Here is a 17,941-nt window from a genome sequence, read left to right on the forward strand (position 1 = left end):
AGATGCATTATGGCAACAACAGCCCTTCCGTCACGTGGCTATCTCGAAGATGATACTCCAACCGTCTGGGCATGGATCAAGTCTTGGCTCTTCACGGTTGATCACAAGCGCATTGCGATTCTCTATCTCCTTGCGATCAATTTTTACTTTCTCCTGGGCGGTCTGGCTGCGTCAGTCGTCCGGATCGAGTTGATTACCCCGCAGGGCGATCTGCTCTCCTCTGACCTTTACAACCGGGCGTTTACGCTGCACGGGATCATCATGGTCTTCTTTTTCTTGATCCCGGGTATTCCTGCGGTGCTCGGCAATTTTTTGATCCCGCTGATGGTCGGGGCACGCGATATGGCTTTTCCCCGCCTCAATCTCTTTAGCTGGTATCTCTATATGATCGGCGGGATCTTTGCCCTCTCCGCCGCTGTCTTTGGTGGCGTTGATACCGGCTGGACCTTCTATACGCCCTTTAGTTCGACCTATTCCAATTCAAATGTGATCCTGACGATTGCTGGGGCGTTTGTGATGGGCTTTTCGTCCATCGCCACTGGCGTGAATTTCATCGTGACGACCCACACGATGCGCGCTCCCGGTTTGACCTGGTTCCGTCTGCCGCTCTTTGTCTGGTCAAGCTATGCCACGAGCCTGATTATCGTGCTGGCAACGCCGGTCGTCGGGATTACGCTGCTTTTGGTTGCGATCGAGCGCATCTGGGGCGTCGGGATCTTCGATCCGGCCCTCGGTGGCGATCCACTGCTCTTTCAGCATCTCTTCTGGTTCTATTCGCATCCTGCGGTCTATATCATGATTTTGCCCGGGTTCGGGGTTATCTCGGAACTGATCTCGACCTTCTCACGCAAGCGCATTTTTGGCTACGAGTTCATTGCCTTTTCCAGTATGGCAATTGCCATCATCGGCTTCCTTGTCTGGGGCCACCATATGTTCGTGAGTGGGCAGTCGGTCTATGCTGGCCTGGTCTTCAGCTTCATTACGATGCTCGTCGCCATTCCTTCCGCCATCAAAGTCTTTAACTGGACCGCAACGCTCTACAAGGGTTCGATTAGCTATCGTACCCCGATGCTCTATGCCCTCGGGTTCATCGGGCTCTTTGTGATCGGCGGGCTCACCGGTATCTTCCTCGGCGTGGTCGCGATTGATATTCACGTCACCGATACCTATTTTGTCGTGGCCCACTTCCACTATGTGATGGTCGGCGGCACGATTATGGCCTACCTTGGTGGCATCCATTTCTGGTGGCCCAAGATGACCGGACGGATGTACAACGAGGTCTGGGGCGGGATTTCGGCCCTGATCATCTTCGTTGGCTTCAATATGACCTTCTTCCCCCAGTTTGTGCTGGGCTATTTGGGGATGCCCCGCCGCTATCACGTCTATCCCCAGGAGTTCCAGGTGCTCCACGTGCTCTCATCGGCAGGCTCGACCGTGCTTGCGATTGGCTTCATCATTCCCCTGGTCTACCTGACGCTTTCGCTCTGGAAGGGCAAGCTCGCCGGCGATAATCCGTGGGACGCAACCGGGCTTGAGTGGACGGTTTCGTCACCGCCGCCAGCCCACAATTTCGATGAGATCCCTGTGGTGACCACCGAGGCGTATGCCTACCCGCCCGAGGCCGCCGAGCGCGACGCGGCTGCGTGGCGCCCTGGTTCACCTCTGTAAACTGGTCAGTCGCAGAGGTCGTGCGCAGGCTCGCCTGCGCACCAATCTCTGCCCGTTTCTCGCGGTGGTATGCCTACCCCGCGCAAAGGTTTGAGGAGCGAAACCTTGGCGACAACAACAACAACGCAAGGATCAGAGGTACAGGGGCACGAGGCACATGCTGACCACGGTCACGCCGGCCACGGCCGCGAGCTGCAGCACCATTTTGAGACGCCACAACAGCAGAAAGAGGCGGCCACCCTGGGGATGTGGGTCTTTCTGGTGACCGAGTTGATGCTCTTTGGCGGGATCTTTATGGCCTATGCGGTCTATCGCTGGGCCTTTCCCGATATCTGGGCCGAGGCAGCCCATCATCTCAATACGCCCCTTGGTGCAGTCAATACGGTCGTCTTGCTCGTCAGTTCCCTCACCGTCGCCCTCGCGGTCAATGCCGCCGAAGAGGGACGCAAACAGCGCCTCATTCGCCTGCTTGGTGTGACAATGGTGCTCGGCGTGGCGTTCCTGGGCATCAAGGCGTATGAGTATAGCGAGAAGTTTGCCCACTGCGCTGGCTACAAGACGCCAATCGCATGGGCAACCAGTGGCACCCCGCTCGGCGAAACCGAGTGCCTCGTCCCTGGGCGGGCGTTTGTCTTCCCCGAGGCCCACGGCACAACTGCCGCCGATGTGCACAACGAGGTTACGCCAGGCCAGGGCAGTCCCTATCAACTCTTTTACCTGCTCTACTTTATCTCCACCGGGCTGCACGCCGTCCACATGCTGATCGGGTTGAGCATCGTCGGCATGCTGACCTTTATGGCCGTGCGCGGGGTCTTCACCGCGGCCTACTCCACACCCGTCGAGATCGGGGGCCTCTACTGGCACCTGATCGATATTATCTGGGTCTTCCTGTTTCCGCTCTTTTATCTGGTACACTGATGGCAGAACACAGCAACACCATGCCTGGCGCCGATGGACACGCTGCGGCAAGCGACCATCATAGCCACGGCCATATCGGACGCGACACCTATTATCGGGTCTTTGCCGCCCTGATGGTGCTGATGGTTTTGACGGTGGGAGCCTGGTGGGTCGAGGGGTTTATGGAGATCCCTCGTGTCTTGGGGGTGCTCGTCGCGCTGGCGATTGCGTCAACCAAGACGGTGCTGATTATTTACTATTTTATGCATATCAAGATCAGCAATCGGGTCACCCAGCTCTACGCAGTCTCGGCTTTTATCGCCTTCACGATCCTCTTCGTCATTGTCATGGGTGATTATTTTGCACGCGGCTGGCCCCCAGAAATCGGCCCGCTCCCCTAAACCCATAAGTTTGGCCCGTGTTGACGCAAAGGCGCAAAGCTGTGGATGCCAATCCATAAAATCTTTGCGCCTTTGCGTCAGATGCCTCTGCGCCTTTGCGTCATATATCCCGCCTTATGTGCAAGGTTGGCCCGTGTTGACGCAGAGGCGCAGAGCCTGCACCCATTTACCCTAGCAGATCCTGCAACGCCGGACGCAATTCTGGATACGCAAATTGATACCCAAGTTTTTGGGCCCGGTTCGGAACGACGCGCTGGCCTTTGACTACCAGATCCGCCATTTCACCAAGCGTGAGCCGCAGGCTGAATTCGGGCACCGCCAGCCACGAGGGCGACCCGATCACTTTGCCGAGAATATCAGAGAAGTCGCGGTTGGTCTCGGGGTTCGGGGCCGTGCCATTGAGTGGGCCGCTGATCTGCTCATTTTCGAGTGCAAAGAGAAAGAGCCCGATCTCGTCATCAGGATGAATCCACGAATAGTATTGTGAACCGGGCATAATCGGGCCACCAGCGCGCACCCGAAACGGAATCAAGATTTGCCCAAGAGCCCCGGCGTCAGGATCAAGCACAATGCCCGTACGAATAAAGGCCACTCGCACCCCATACTCGCTCGCCCGTTGCGCCTCGTGCTCCCAGGCGATGCTCACCTTGGCCACAAAGTCGTTCCCTGCCGGCGAGTCTTCATCAAAGGTAGCCGTGGTGCTGTACCCGTAAAAGCCTGCCGCCGAGGCATTGACCAGGACGGTCGGGCGGGTTTGCGCAGCGGCAATCGCTTTCACCAATCCGCGTGTCCCGATCACCCGACTACTCAGAATCTCTTCTTTGTACGCCGGGGTCCACCTCACACCGATCACCCCCTGCGAAATCGGTGCCCCGGCTAAATTGATAATGGCATGCGCCCCATCAATCGCCGCCGCCCAGGGGCCATCCTCCGCCGGCGACCACGCGACATACTCAGCCGCCCCCGGCAAGACGCGCCGCGCCGCATCAGGATTGCGCGAAAAGATAACCAGCGCATAGCCGCGCTCGCGTAACGCAGCAAAAAGTTTCCGTCCGACCAACCCGGTTGCCCCAGTGAGAATGATACGTTTTGTTGTGTTCATACTATTGAGGGTACCCCGAATCTAGCTCTGGCGTCAAGTCCTCTGCGCCGCTGCGTTAAAACGAAACGCCACGGTGAAGAGATATGGTATCCTATGCCCCGATGGATCAACAGCACCGCTTAGGCCAAATGAGGTTTCCCCCAGATGATGCGTTTGTCTCCACTAATGATCATTGTCGTGATGATCCTGATCACCATAGGCTTGTTGCCGCCCGCAACCCCAACCGTCCAGGCAGCGCCACTCGCAGCACGCCAGCCGGGGTTGCCGCCTTCACTCTTTGGCCTCAATATGTACATCACCGGGCGCGAACGCTCGGAAGCCGAAGCCGCCCAACTCGTCCGCCTCGCCGGGCCAATTGGCGCACGCTGGACGCGTGAAGAGATCTGCTGGGCCTGCTGGGGCCGTGAGATCAAGAACGATTTCTATGACCGCCGGATCGCGATGCTCGCCGAGGCCGGGATCGGCATTATTGGCATGCTGCTCACCACCCCCGAAGAGTACCGCGATCCCGCCTGCGTCGCGCACGCTCGCCGCGTCAACGAACCCGAATACTGGTGTGCGCCAACTGATATGGACGCGTTTGCCCGTTGGGTCGGCCAGGTCGTCGAACGCTACGATGGCGATGGCTCCCAGGATGCGCCTGGCTCACCACGGATCGCCGCCTGGGAAATCTGGAATGAACCCGATATGGACGGAACCTGGCTGCCCAGGGCTGATCCCGTTGCCTATGCCGAAATGCTCCGCAAGGCTTCAGCCGCGATCAGGGCTGCCGATCCAACCGCGCTGGTACTCATCGGTGGCGTCTATGTCTTCGATGCTGTCGGCGAAAAGGGGTTCCTTGATCGCGTCGTTGACCTTGCCGGCTGGGACAGCTTCGATGTGCTCTCGATCCATCCCTGGCTCATCGACCACGCCCCCGACAATCCCGCCCTCATCAATCCTCGTGAGCGCTTCGATGTCACGATCCCCGGGCGCCTCGAACTGGCCAAGCGCTGGGTGGCCGCTCGCGGTGGCGGCAAGCCAATCTGGATTACCGAAGTAGGCTGGAGCACCTGCGGCAGTGCGTGCGCGCCCCAGTTTGCCAAGAATGGCGAAGAACAGGCGAACTATATGGTACGCACCTTTGTGCTCGCCGCAGCTGCGGGCATCGAACACGTCAGCTATTTCCAACTCAGCGATAAATTCAAGGGCGGCCAGCAACCCTGGGGGCCTGCTGCCATTCTCAATGATGACCTGAGCCCCAAACCAGCCTATCAAGCCTATGGCACGATGGTCTCGCAACTCCAATTTGCCCGTTACCAGGGCACCGGGTCACTGCACCGCCAGGGCGTGCTTGTGAACCATCGCTTCACCCTGCCCGACGGCGTCGTCGTTGACGTACTCTGGACAATCAGCGGTCAGCGCACGATCGACTTCCCGCTGGCGACTGGCCTGAGTGCCACCCTGGTTGAACGTGATGGACAGTTACGCGAACTTGGCGGAGGCACGGCCCGGTTAACCATCAGCGAACGCCCGGTCTACGTTCGCCAGGTCACCGGCGGCAGTCGCAGCTTTGCCGAGACTGGGCAGAGCATCCGCGGCAGCTTCCTGCGCACCTGGGAACGCGGCGGTGGCCTGGCGATCTACGGCTTGCCCATCACCCCCGAACGCCTCGAACGCGGCAGCGACGGGGTCGAACGGGTCGTGCAATGGTTCGAACGCACCCGCTTCGAGAGCCATCCCCAGCACCGTTCGCCCAACGACGTACTGATCGGCCTCGTCGGGGTTGAATACCTCGCCCGTCAGGGCCTTGATTGGCGCAGTCTCCCGACCGTTGACGGAGCACCCGCAGGATGTCGCTACTTCCCTGAAACCCGCCACAGCCTTTGTCCACCCTTCCGCGCCTACTGGGAACGGAACGGTGGCCTGGCGACCTTTGGCTTCCCCATCAGCGAACCAGCCAACGAAACCGTCGAAAACGGACGCACCCTGAGCGTGCAATATTTCGAACGCGCCCGCTTCGAAGACCACCCCGATCTATCGTCGGCCAACCGCGTCCAACTCAGTCGCCTTGGTGTACGCCTCGCCCCGTAAGGCCGAAGCACGCGCCTCTCGCAGCCTCGCATCAACAGGCCTGCAGGCGGGGCGCGTGCATCGGCCCAACTATCGTCGCGCCGGCCTCGTAAGGCCGAAGCACGCATCTACGCTCCAACCTTTGCGCCTTTGCGTCTTTGCGTCAAAACAACCGCCTTATGTGCAAGGTCTTGGTGCTGGCTCCCTACGCCTCGTCGCGAGCACCAAGCGCGATCAGTGACGCACGCTGAGCTGTGGTCAGGCCGGTGGCTCCGGTGAGGTCGAGCCCGTCGTATGGCCGCGGGGTTGCCAGGTGCTTGAGACAGGTGCCTGTCCTGCTGTCCCAGATGAGCACGGTGCCGTCTTCGCTGCCGCTGATGAGCCGCTCGCCATCAGGGTGAAAGGCGACCCCAATGACCGACCGGGTGTGCCCGGTGAGCATGTGACGACAGCTACCTGTCGCTAGATCCCAGATGCGTACGGTGCGGTCGTCACTGCCGCTGGCGATCAGGCGATCCTGTGGGCAGACGGCGATGGCGACGACGCGGTTGTCGTGGCCGCTGAGGGTGGTGGCGCATAACTGGGCTTGATCGAGCGTCCAGACCCTGATGCACTGATCCTGGCCGCTGCTGACGAGGCGGTTTGAGTCGCCAGCAAAGGCAAGCGACCAGACCGCCCCACGGTGCCCGGTGAAGGTTTGCACACACTGCCCCGAGGCGATGTCCCAGATCCGGATTACCTCATCGACCCCGCCACTCGCCAGCCAGCGCCCATCCGGGCTGATCGCGAGTGTCCATACATAGTGCTGGTGCCCGACAAGGATCTGGAGGCACGCGCCCGTGGCGACCTCCCAGAGCCGAATCGTTCGGTCAATGCTGCCTGTGGCAAGGAGGCGTCCATCAGGTGTAAAGGCGGACGTTTGAACCCATGCATCGTGGCCGTAGAGGGTGGTTTGTTCAGTGAAGGTCTCCAGATTCCAGAGGCGGATCGTATGGTCGTCGCTGCTGCTGGCGAGCAGGTTGCCCTGTGGGCTAAAGGCAAGCGATTGCACCCACTCGCTATGTCCACACAATTGGTGGATCATCTCGCCATGGCGCTGGTCAACCACATAGATGCATTCGGCTACGCCAAAGGCAAGCCGTTGCCCGTCGGGGCTCTGCGCCAGTGAGCGCAACTGGTTGATATAACCTTGCCAGCGCATGATGCACTGCCTGCTCTTGAGATGCCAGAGCCGTACATTTTGGTCGTGGCTGCCGCTTGCCAGCAAATGTCCGTCAGGGCTGAAGGCCAGCGCACGTACCCGGTTGGCCGGAGCATAGATGCTGCTGTGCAGTCTGGCATCGTGGCTATGCCAGAGCCGAATGTGCTCATCTTCACTGCCACTGGCTAGCAGGTTACCGTCAGGACTGAAGGCGACGGCGCGGAGTGGCCCCTGATGACTGGTGATCGTGTCCCGACAGGTTGCCTCGGTGAAAGACCAGAGCTTCACCACGCCGTCGTAGCTTCCGCTGGCAACCAGGCTGCCGGTCGGGTGCATGGCAACCGTCATGACGGCTGCGGCATGTTCCTGGATCTGTCGCGTGGCTGTGCCTGTCGTGAGATTCCACCAGATCAGACCATCTGAACCAGCGCTGATCAGGTATGGTGCCGTCGGATGCAGCGCGATGCTCCAGACTGTGCCCTGATGGGCGGCTAGTACGGTGATGTCCTGCGCTTCATCTACGAGAGGCTCGGCCGATGCAACACGGGCCAATGGCATCGGCCAGAGGCGTACCGTTGCATCGTCGCTCCCGCTGGCGAGCAGGGTTCCGTCACGGCTAAAACTGAGGCAACGCACGGTTGTGGTATGCCCCGCCAGTTGATCAATGCAGGTGCCCGTCGCAAGCTCCCAGAGCAGCAACGTCGACTCGTGGCCCCCACTCACGAGCACCTGGCTGTCGGGGCTAAACGCCAGTGCTTCGACCCAGGCTTTTCCGTCAAGGGTGTAGACGTGTTCGTGGCTGGGAAGCGCCCAGACATGGATCTCACCGTTGCTTGATCCCACAGCGAGCCATGCTCTATCAGGGCTGAAGGCGACGGTGCGAATGCTGCCGAAGGTTTCATTAAAGACTGACCTGCTGAGGTCTGCGCCACCAAAATTGACCTGCTTGAGCTGCACACCCTGGCAGTAGGCCTGCCAGACAGCGAGGTGCGAGAAATCTTTGCCGGTCAGATCGGCTCCCAGATGGATCAGCAGATTGAGCAGATTCCCGCCGGCATACCCTGGGCGTCCACGATAGTCAGAATGCAAGGTTGCGCGTAGCCCGTCAAGATGATCGATCAACGCTTTTTTGCCCATGGTGATGAGCAAGCGTTTCGTCAGAGGTTCAAGCAAAACCCGTATCTGGCTGGTGCGGACATAGTCTTTTGCCTCTGCATGCAACAAGGCCACGCGCTGCAGCAGATCAAAGGAACCATGCACCAATTCAGTCTGCAACCGCTTGACGAGCATCTCAGTCACAAATTCACTGACCGCATGTTGGAGAAACAGTGTCTTGGCACTGGTCTCGATGAGCGAGCGGCGTTGCAACGTGCGTATGGCAGGCAAGACCTGACTGAACCATTGAGATGAGACGATGTATGCGCGCAATTGGGCAATCGTGACTGGCTCGCGCAGCACCGCCAGCCAGAATAGCACCTCTTGCTCGGCCTCTGAGAGGTGCTTTAATTGGGTGTGCAACATTGCCTGCACATCATCAAAAAGGATCGTTTCATGGGCAAGAAAGCTTGCCACTGAACCATCAAAGAGATCACGAATCGTTGCGCCGACCAACTCGAGGATCTTTGGATTGCCTGACGAGCGTTGCAAGAGCGTTGCCAGCGCTGGCTCATCGAGGTCAAGGTCAAGGTCACGTAGAAACTCAAACGCGTCGGCGGCCTTCAGCCCGGGGATCTGGTAGGCATAGACGCGGGTGGTTGTTTTGAGCGCATGCTCAAGCATATGCAGGTCGCGTGGCTTTGCGCGGCTCGTCAGGATCAGGCAACTCTGATGGCGTGCTTCACCAAAAAGGCGGAGCAATTGCCCGTACTGCGCATAGCCTTCACGATATTCGTCGGGCTGTTCACCAGCGTTGAGGATCGTCTCGAAATTGTCGAGAATCAACAGACACCGCTGTTGCTGCAACAATGGCAACAACTCGTGAACCTGAAGGGGACTCGTTGGCGGGATGGCCTTTGGGCTTGCCACCGCAAGCCAGAATTCGCGCAAGATCTGGTCTGGTGGTGGCGCATTGATCAAGGAACGCCAGAAAACATACCTAAATTGGTCAGCAATGGTCTCGACCAGGCGCACCGTCAGGATCGTTTTGCCGGCCCCACCCATGCCAAAAATACCGAGCAGGCGACAAGTGCCCTTGGTGAACATCTGCTGCAAGAAGGCTAGTTCAGCCTGTCGGCCATAAACGGTCGCCACATCAGGGGCATCACCCCAATCAATTTGGACAGATGATATAGCGTGAAGCGCCGGTGTGGGGGGTGTGGAGAGGGATGGGTGCGTTGCGGGGGCAGGGTGAAGGGGCGGTGTGGGGGGCGGGGATGCTCTGGCCTGATCGGTCTGTTGTCGTGCTGGCATCCGTCGTCGTGCTGGCTGAAATGTCGCCCCCGCTTCTTCGAGTTTCTCCCAGGCTGCAAATGGTTCTGCATCGGGATAGTAAATGACAATCGCCTGATTAATCTCGTGAAGCAGGCGAGCCTTGGGTTGCTTGACGTGCTCTTCGTGGTCGCCAAGCCTGGTGACGACGAGACTGGCGAGGGCGGCCAGATACGCGAGTGGTGGTGGATGACGACCTTCCTCATAACGCCAGATGGTGCTGCGGTCGAGCCCGAAATGTTGAGCTGCCCGAGCCTGTGAACTAAAGACCCATGTGCGGAGATCGGCGGCGAAGATGGCAAGAGGATGTTCGACTAGGGTGATCTGTAACGCGGGAAGCTTTTGGAAATCGCTCAAGGTGGTCTTCCTGGCTTTCACGCTTGTAGGTTTGTTTAACCTGACCTACACACGTGAAACGGTTAACTCCCGGGAGTTTTCAAGCTCTGGTTCAGGTATTTCCTCACGATGCTCAGCAACAGCAACGTTCCTGCAACATGAGTGCAACATCTCTGCAACACTGATTTCTACCAAAAGTTTGCTTTGTTGCCGCGATACATCGCTTATGGCATTCTTCTCCTCACTCTAGGCTACTCTCATGCCTATGATAGCAGATGATCTTGCTTATAAACATATCTATTTGGGGTCTCTTGCGTTGCATTTTTTTCATCTTCTGTGTGATCTTCTTTACCCTCCTGGAGGGCGTCCGCCCTCCAGGAGGGTTTACGGACGTCAAGGATCGCTCGTTGGTGCGCCAAAGCTAGCGTCGCTGGCTTTGGCACGCACCAACGTACTGCCCATGCAACAGATTGTCTTTTATGCAACATCACTGCAACAGCACGGTATGCTGGGATAGAACGGATCGGTGTGCAATTCGGGCTATCCAGGCGAAAGGACAGTGCTGTCATGATGCGACGATGGAAGAGTCGGACGTTGTTGGTGCTGGTGTTGCTGGTGAGTCTGCTCAGTGTGGGCCTCGCTGCGCAGCGCCCGACATTGGCTGCCACGGGTGATGGTGATTTCACGTCAACTGCGGGTGGTGGTGAGCTTGCAGCAACCGCTGGATCGATCACGGTTGCCTCGACGATCCAAGGCTACGAGGCTCCCCAGGTTTTTGGAACCGCGAGGTATGTGTATGAAGATCTGAATTTACAAAGGGCTGGAACGTTTCGGTTTTCGTCGTCCACGAGTCTGCAATTTGCGAGCGTTCCCGCTTCGGCCTGTACTAAATTGTCTGAGACCGAACTGAGTTGTTCGGCGGCCACGACGGGGCTCGAGATTGTGACGGCGTATCGCTTTGATGTGACGGCGACGAGCAGCGGTTTTGTGCATGTGCTCAGTTCCGGCGGCGATCTGATGGCTGCGACCCGCCTGGTCGAGCTGATCTATCCGACGACGTTTACCTATGTCAGCGCCAATGTGGCGCCTGATAGCCACGACAATGCGACGCTACGCTGGCAACAGGCGCAGAGCAATGCGTTTCACCTTGAGGTTACGTTTGATACCGGCAACTGTACCGAACCGCTCGATCTGATGCTGGTGCTTGATGGCTCGGGCAGCATCTCTTCGACCGATTTCCGGCAGATGCGTGATTTTGTGCGCAATCTGGTTAATAGCTATACGATTAGCCCCAATGATGCCAGGGTTGGCATTGCACAATTTGGCACGCAGGGCCAGGGCCGCTACGAGTTGCGGCTTGCTGATGATCCGAGTGAGATTCTGGCTCGCGTCAATGCGATGCGGCAACTGGGCGGTTACACCGATATTCAAGAAGGCCTCCAGCTCGGGCGTGAAGAACTGGCTGCCAAAGGCCGCGCCGGGGTGCCTCAGGTGCTTATTCTGCTGACCGATGGTGAGCACAACCAGGGTGGCGATCCGGTCGAAGAGGCGCAGTTGGTGCGTGATGCCGGCATGCACCTCTTTGCGATTGCTGTTGGCAGAGGCCCTAATATGCGCCAACTGCATGCACTAACGGCCGATCCCCAGCGCGTCTTTAGCGTCAGCAATTTTGCCAGTCTCGCGACGATTTTGCGCCAGATCGTTGATGTCTCCTGCCAAGAATTGTCTCCTCCCGCCGATCCTCCCATCCCTCCACAACTCCAGCCAGAGGTTCGTTCGCTTGAGCCGCCTGAGGGCTATAACGATGGGACGACCGATGTGATGCTCCTTGGCAGCGGCTTTTCTACAGCGACGATACCGTCGGTGCAGTTGAGCAATGGCGGAGGCACCTTCGCGTTGACTAATGCGCTGACCGAGAGCGCGACGTTGTTGCGGGCCGTTGTGCCCGAGGGCTTGCCCGTTGGCATCTATGACCTCACTGTGCTCCCTGGTGATGGCAGCAGCCTGACGCTCTCCAATGCCTTTACGGTGCTGGCCCGTGCGCCGGTGCTACGCAGCATTTTGCCGTCGCTTGGCTACAATGATCAGGATGTCGAGGTGACGGTTGCGGGCTTCAATTTTGCCGATGGCATTACGCTGACCCTCGGTACGACCGAATTGGTGACGCAGCGGATCAATGGCACGACGTTGCAGGCGGTGGTGCCGGAACTGATGCCGGTCGGTACCTACGCGGTGACGGTCACCAATCCTGATGGGCAGCAGGCGACCTTGCCCAATGCGTATACCGTGCTTGATGCCAGCAGCAATAACGATCTGCTGGGGTATGACCACGAGATCTGGCTCAATCCGGTCACGCCACGTGCCGGAGAGACCACGGAGATCGGGGTACTTGTCCATCGCCTTGGCGGCAAGGCGGTGTTGCAGGATGTGGTGGTTGAGTTCCGGCGCGATGCGGTGGATGGCCCGGTGCTGGGGCGCAGCACGGTGCCGTTCCTCGATCCGCCCAATAGCGTCGAGAGCACCACGCCACTCGCGGTGACCTTCACCCAGACCGAGACCTTTGATCTCTACGCGCTCATCGATCCCGACGATCTGGTGCCTGAAGATACCGAGACCAACAATGTGGTCAGTCGTACGGTGACAGTGTTGGCCGCCAATCCTGATCGCACGGTGCCGGTGGTGCAACGCATTACGGTCGGTGATGGTTCGAGCACGTCGGTACAGACCCCGCAGGCCCGGATCGCAATTGAGGCGACTGATCCGCCGCCCAATGCCAGTGGCGTACGCTCGATCCATGTGATCGAGTATGTCTACAACGTCGGGGCCGGCCAGTGGGTGCCGGTGGTGCAATCGGGTTGGATGCCCTACAGCGCGACCCCGACCGACGTGAACTGGACGATGCTGCCGGTTCCAGGGATGCACTATCTGCAGGTGCGGGCGCTTGACGAGGCGGGCAATATCTCGATTGGTCGGTCGCAGCAACTCGTCAACTACGAACCAACCGCCGAACAGATTGGCCGTCGCCAGACCCATACCTATCGCTATACCGCCGAGGCCGGCCAGCAACTGACGGCCAATCTGGAGGTCTTGAGTGGCGATGCCGATCTCTATGTTTGGTCGTCGCGGGCGGATCAGTCGGCCTGGGTCAGCAACCTTGACGGCGGGGCCAACGAGCAAGTCATCATCCCGGCCAGCGAAATCGTGCCCGGCGTCTACCAGGTCGAAGTTTACGGCTTCACCGCCGCGCGCTACCGGCTGAGTGTGGTGATCGAGGCGCCCTCAACGGCGGCCCTGCCAGCCACGATCGCCGGCGGTCTCTCGGCCACCAAGAGCGAGCCGCTCGAGCCCATCGTGCCCGTGAATAGCCTGCCCGACGAGCGTGCCGGCCTGACCCCTGGGCCAATGCTGCCTGCATCGACGCATACGCATCGTGTCTATCTACCGTTGGTCACGCGGTAACGAGGTTGAGGGCCGTAGGCCCCCAACTTCGTTACCGCCTGGCAGAGAGGCCAGCTACGCTGGCCTCTCTGCCAGGTGAAAAGGAATCATATCCTATGAAGAAATTTCTCCGTATCTGGATCGCCCTGGGGACGGCGCTCATCGTGGGGTTAGCCCTGCTTCCGATGGCGCTGCCGGGGCCGGTGTACGCCAATCCAATTGACGAAGTTGAGCCCAACAATACCCGTACGACGGCGCAGCAACTAGGCAGCATCGGTCTCACCAGTCCTGTCAATGCTCAGATTGACGCGCCTGGCGACCAGGACTATTTTGCCTTTACTGCGGTTGCGGGGCGCACGTATACCGTTGAAGTCTTCAACGTCGCCAATGTCCTGGGTGTGGATGGCCGTGCCTGCGATGGCTACTACTCGCTTTCTGGGCTTGGCATGTATCTCTACGATCCTTCAGGCAATCAGCTGGGGCGCTCGTGCAATGCCGCCGATGTCTCGTCAGGCAATACGCACAACCGGATGACCTTTACGGCCAGTGTCAACGGGTTGTTCACGGTGCGAGTGCTTGCCAATAGCACGACGGTTTCCGGCTTTTATGGCTTGCGGGTCTTGCCTCGCTACGGCCAGGACGGGGCGATGTGGGATGACACAACGTTTGAGCCAAACAACAGCTGGGCCAATGCGTATGCCCTGCCTGCTGGCTATGCAAATGCGCTGACCAGTGATATCGAGGTGCGCAACGCCGACTATGCGACCTATCGCCCCGATAGTGATTGGTATCGGTTTGAAGCAGTGAGCGGGCGTTCCTATGTCGTTGAACTCTTCGATGTCACGAGCAGCCTTGGCGCGAGTGGGAGCTTTTGCGATGGCTATTATACTAATGCAGGAGTCGGGTTGCTTGCCTATGATCCGCAACGTACACTGGTGACCCGTGCGTGCACTCCTAATACGGGAGCCAGTTCGTCCGGCAATGCCCATCACGTGCTTCTGATCAATGCGACAACAACAGGCACCTATTATGTCCAGGTGCAACCCAATAACGGCAATGCCAGTGGCAGCTATAGCATTCGCCTCTTGCCCCAGCATGGTCAGCCGGATGCCGCCTGGGATGCCACGACCTTCGAGCCGAATAATGCCCGGCGGAACGCCTATCCGCTTGAGCCAGGCTATACCAAGGCCCTGACCAGCACAATTGAAGCACGCAACCCGGCGTATGCAACCTTTCAACCTGATACTGACTGGTATCGTTTTGAAGCGGTGAATGGGCGCACCTACGTGATCGAGCTCTTTGATGTTGCCACTGGCCTTGGGGGAAGTGGTACTTTCTGCGATGGCTATTATACCCGCACCGGGCTCAGCCTCGTCATCTACAATGCCCAGGGAACAAGTGTTGCCGGCCAGTGCGAAGCCAACGACCTCGATGTCTCGGCAGGCAATGTGCATCAGTATGCGCAGGTAACCGCGACCGCCGATGGCACCTACTATATTCGGGTCAAGCCGAATAATGGCACCGCCAGTGGCAATTATAGCCTGCGCGTCTTGCCAAAGTATGGCGAACCCGGGGCCGCCTGGGATGCTGCGACCCTGGAACCCAATAATTCGATCTGGAATAGCTATCTGTTGAACGAAGGTTTCACCAACGCGATCAGCAGCCAGATCGAAGGGCGGGGCACCTCGTTCAGTACGTTCTATACCGAGCAGGACTGGTATCGCGTTGAGGTTGCCGCTAGTCAAACCTATGTTGTGCAACTCTTTGATGTTGCGCCCGCCCTCGGTGGCAGTGGCACATCATGCGATGGTTATTATACCCGTTCGGGAACATCGGTGCGGGTCTATCGTCCCAATGGCACACTTTTTGTCGGAAACTGTGTGGCTACTGGCCCGACCGGCATTGGCAATGTCCATCACCAATTTCAATTTACCGCCGAACAGGATGGCATCTACCACCTCCGGGTGCGCCCCAATGGCAACAATGTCGCTGGTACCTACAGCTTGCGGATCTGTGCCAATGAGTGTCGTGCACCGGCCACGCCGACGCCAACCCCAACCGAGACGGCGACGCCGACCGAGACGCCAACTGTAACCAATACCCCGACCGACACGGCAACCCCAACCCCAACACACACGCCGGAACCGACGGCAACCCCAACCAATACACCGGAACCAACGGCAACCCCAACCAATACACCGGAACCAACGGCAACCCCAACCAATACACCGGAACCAACGGCGACTTCGACGCACACGCCGGAACCAACGGCAACGCCAACCAATACACCGGAACCAACGGCGACACCAACTAATACACCAGTACCAACCGCGACACCAACCAATACCCCGGTTCCGACCGACCTCAGGATCGCGTCGCTCACTCCAGGCGAGGGTGTCAACGACCGTGCTACCAGTGTTACCGTGCGTGGCAGTGGCTTCAGTGCGCCGACAGCGCTGCTGCGGCGGGGCAACGCATCCTTTGCGCTCACTGATGTCAGCGGGGCCGGTGCGACCGTGTTTGCGGCGACGGTTCCGGCGGGCTTGCCGGCAGGTATCTATGATCTCATCGTCACCAATGCCGATGGCAAGGCCAGCACGTTGCCCAATGCCTTCACGGTGCTCGAACGCAACCCCTTGATCATCCAGGTCTTGCCGTCGGTTGGCTACAACGATCAGGATGTCGAGTTGACGGTGCTCGGGCTCAATTTTGCCGAGGGTGTGAGTCTGGCGCTTGGCACAACCGATCTGGTGACCCGGCGGATCAACGGCACGACGCTTCAGGCGGTCGTTCCGTCCCAGATGCCGGTAGGCACCTATGATCTCACGGCGACCAACCCCAACAATGCTCAGACGGCGACGCTGCGCAACGCCTACACCGTGCTCGATGCCGACAGCAATAACGATCTGGTTGGCTACAGTCACGAGTTGTGGGTCAACCCGGTCAGCCCACGCGCAGGATCGCCCGCCGACATCGGCCTGCTGGTGCATCGCCTCGGTGGCAAAACCGTGCTTCGCGATGTGATCGTTGAGTTCCGGCGCGATGCGGTGGATGGCCCGGTGCTGGGGCGCAGCACGGTGCCGTTCCTTGATCCGCCCGATAGCGTCGAGAGCACCGTCCCCCTTGCCGTGACCTTCACGCAGACCGGGACGTTTGATCTCTACGCGATCATTGATCCTGACGATCTGATCGCCGAGGACACCGAAACCAACAATGTGGTCAGCCGCACCTTGACGGTGCTCGCGCCAAGCCCGGATCGCACGGTGCCGGTGGTACAACGCATTGACGTCGAGGGTGGCAACGGTGCCACGCTGCGCGAGCCGCGCGTGCGGGTCGAGGTCGAGGCGATCGATCCGCCGCCCGATGCGAGTGGCGTGCAAGCGCTGCACGTGATCGAGTATGTCTACAACCTCGGCGCCGGCCAGTGGGTGCCCGTGGTGCAATCGGGTTGGATGCCCTATAGCGAGACCCCCACTGGCTTCAACTGGACGCTGCTGCCTGTGCCGGGCATGCACTATCTGCAGGTGCGCGCCATTGACCAGGCCGGCAACATCTCGATTGGCCGTTCGCAACAACTTGCCAACTATCAACCGGATACCGAGCAGATCGGGCGACGCCAGACCCATGTCTACCGGTATCTCGCCGAAGCCGGCCAGCAACTCACCGCCAACCTGGAGGTCTTGAGTGGCGACGCTGACCTCTATGTCTGGTCATCGCGTGCCGACCAATCGGCGCGGGTGAGCAACCTCGAAGGCGATGCCAACGAGCAAGTGATCATCCCAGTCAGCGAGATCGTCCCTGGTGTCTACCAAGTCGAAGTCTACGGCTTCACCGCAGCGCGCTACCGGCTCAGCGTTGCGCTCGCTGCGCCAGCCTCAACCCGACTACTGATGCGCACGGAAGGCGGGCTAGCCGAAAGCAAACCGCTGCCGACCGCGCCAGTTGCGCCTGTCACCAGCCTGCCCGACGAACGCTCGGGCAACGTGCCACCTCCAGTGGTGAGCGCAACCGGCAACAATGTCTACCTACCGCTGATCAGGCGGTAAGCAACGGGTTGTAGGGCGCAAAACCTGATCTTGACGCCAACTGAGGCAACGGCACGTTGCCTCAGTTGGCGTCAAACACAGCATCAACCGACAGAGCCAGCCCCTCCAGCGAGGCCGACGTAACCGTGGTGCCGCGATGAAAATGGGGAGAATCATAGGCCATCATCCAAGGCTTGATCAGGACAACAACGCGCTGATGCGCTATCTACCAGCCTCCCCGGGCACGGGTCACCGGGGTGCATCGTCTAAACTATGATTGATGTGATTGAATGATGGGTTCTGATGGACTCGGTTGCGAATCGGGGTGGGCGCAGCGATGGGCACGGGTCACCGGGGTGCATCGTCTAAACTATGATTGATGTGATTGAATGAT

General features: G+C 59.1%; 8 protein-coding genes. 6 read left to right on the forward strand and 2 right to left on the reverse strand.

The features are described 5' to 3' along the window. The first annotated feature begins 9 nt into the window (after positions 1–9). From ctaD to EYB53_RS19590, 3 genes are all read left to right on the forward strand, one after another. The gene (ctaD, locus tag EYB53_RS19580; protein WP_097653456.1) at positions 10–1,668 is read left to right on the forward strand and encodes a cytochrome c oxidase subunit I; all 1,659 of its coding nucleotides are present in this window, start codon (positions 10–12) and stop codon (positions 1,666–1,668) included. 105 nt (positions 1,669–1,773) lie between these two features. Beyond that, a complete protein-coding gene (locus EYB53_RS19585) occupies positions 1,774–2,586 on the forward strand; it encodes a cytochrome c oxidase subunit 3 family protein (RefSeq protein ID WP_254151153.1) in 813 nt (270 codons plus the stop codon). Continuing rightward, positions 2,586–2,966, forward strand: coding sequence for a cytochrome C oxidase subunit IV family protein (locus tag EYB53_RS19590; RefSeq protein ID WP_254151154.1), 381 nt, complete (start codon positions 2,586–2,588; stop codon positions 2,964–2,966). Before EYB53_RS19585 ends, EYB53_RS19590 begins: the two co-directional genes overlap by 1 nt. A gap of 166 nt (positions 2,967–3,132) precedes the next feature. On the opposite strand, the gene EYB53_RS19595 is transcribed toward EYB53_RS19590, so the two are convergent. Beyond that, positions 3,133–4,068, reverse strand: a complete 936-nt coding sequence (locus EYB53_RS19595; RefSeq protein WP_135480157.1) for a TIGR01777 family oxidoreductase — start codon at positions 4,066–4,068, stop codon at positions 3,133–3,135. A 144-nt stretch (positions 4,069–4,212) separates the two neighbouring features. On the opposite strand from EYB53_RS19595, the gene EYB53_RS19600 reads away from it, so the two are divergent. Continuing rightward, the gene (locus tag EYB53_RS19600; RefSeq protein ID WP_135480160.1) at positions 4,213–6,141 is read left to right on the forward strand and encodes a cellulase family glycosylhydrolase; all 1,929 of its coding nucleotides are present in this window, start codon (positions 4,213–4,215) and stop codon (positions 6,139–6,141) included. 184 nt (positions 6,142–6,325) lie between these two features. Here EYB53_RS19600 and EYB53_RS19605 read toward each other — a convergent pair whose 3' ends face one another. Then, positions 6,326–10,105, reverse strand: coding sequence for a WD40 domain-containing protein (locus EYB53_RS19605; RefSeq protein ID WP_167857489.1), 3,780 nt, complete (start codon positions 10,103–10,105; stop codon positions 6,326–6,328). A 546-nt stretch (positions 10,106–10,651) separates the two neighbouring features. Here EYB53_RS19605 and EYB53_RS19610 point away from each other — a divergent pair. Together EYB53_RS19610 and EYB53_RS19615 are read left to right on the forward strand one after the other, a co-directional pair. Continuing rightward, positions 10,652–13,543 (forward strand): VWA domain-containing protein, encoded by a 2,892-nt coding sequence (locus EYB53_RS19610; RefSeq protein WP_135480165.1) that lies wholly within the window; start codon positions 10,652–10,654, stop codon positions 13,541–13,543. 95 nt (positions 13,544–13,638) lie between these two features. Beyond that, positions 13,639–17,568, forward strand: a complete 3,930-nt coding sequence (locus EYB53_RS19615; RefSeq protein WP_135480167.1) for a CARDB domain-containing protein — start codon at positions 13,639–13,641, stop codon at positions 17,566–17,568. The last annotated feature ends 373 nt before the right edge of the window (positions 17,569–17,941 follow it).

This window comes from Candidatus Chloroploca mongolica (assembly GCF_004762035.2).
GTDB lineage: Bacteria > Chloroflexota > Chloroflexia > Chloroflexales > Chloroflexaceae > Chloroploca > Chloroploca mongolica.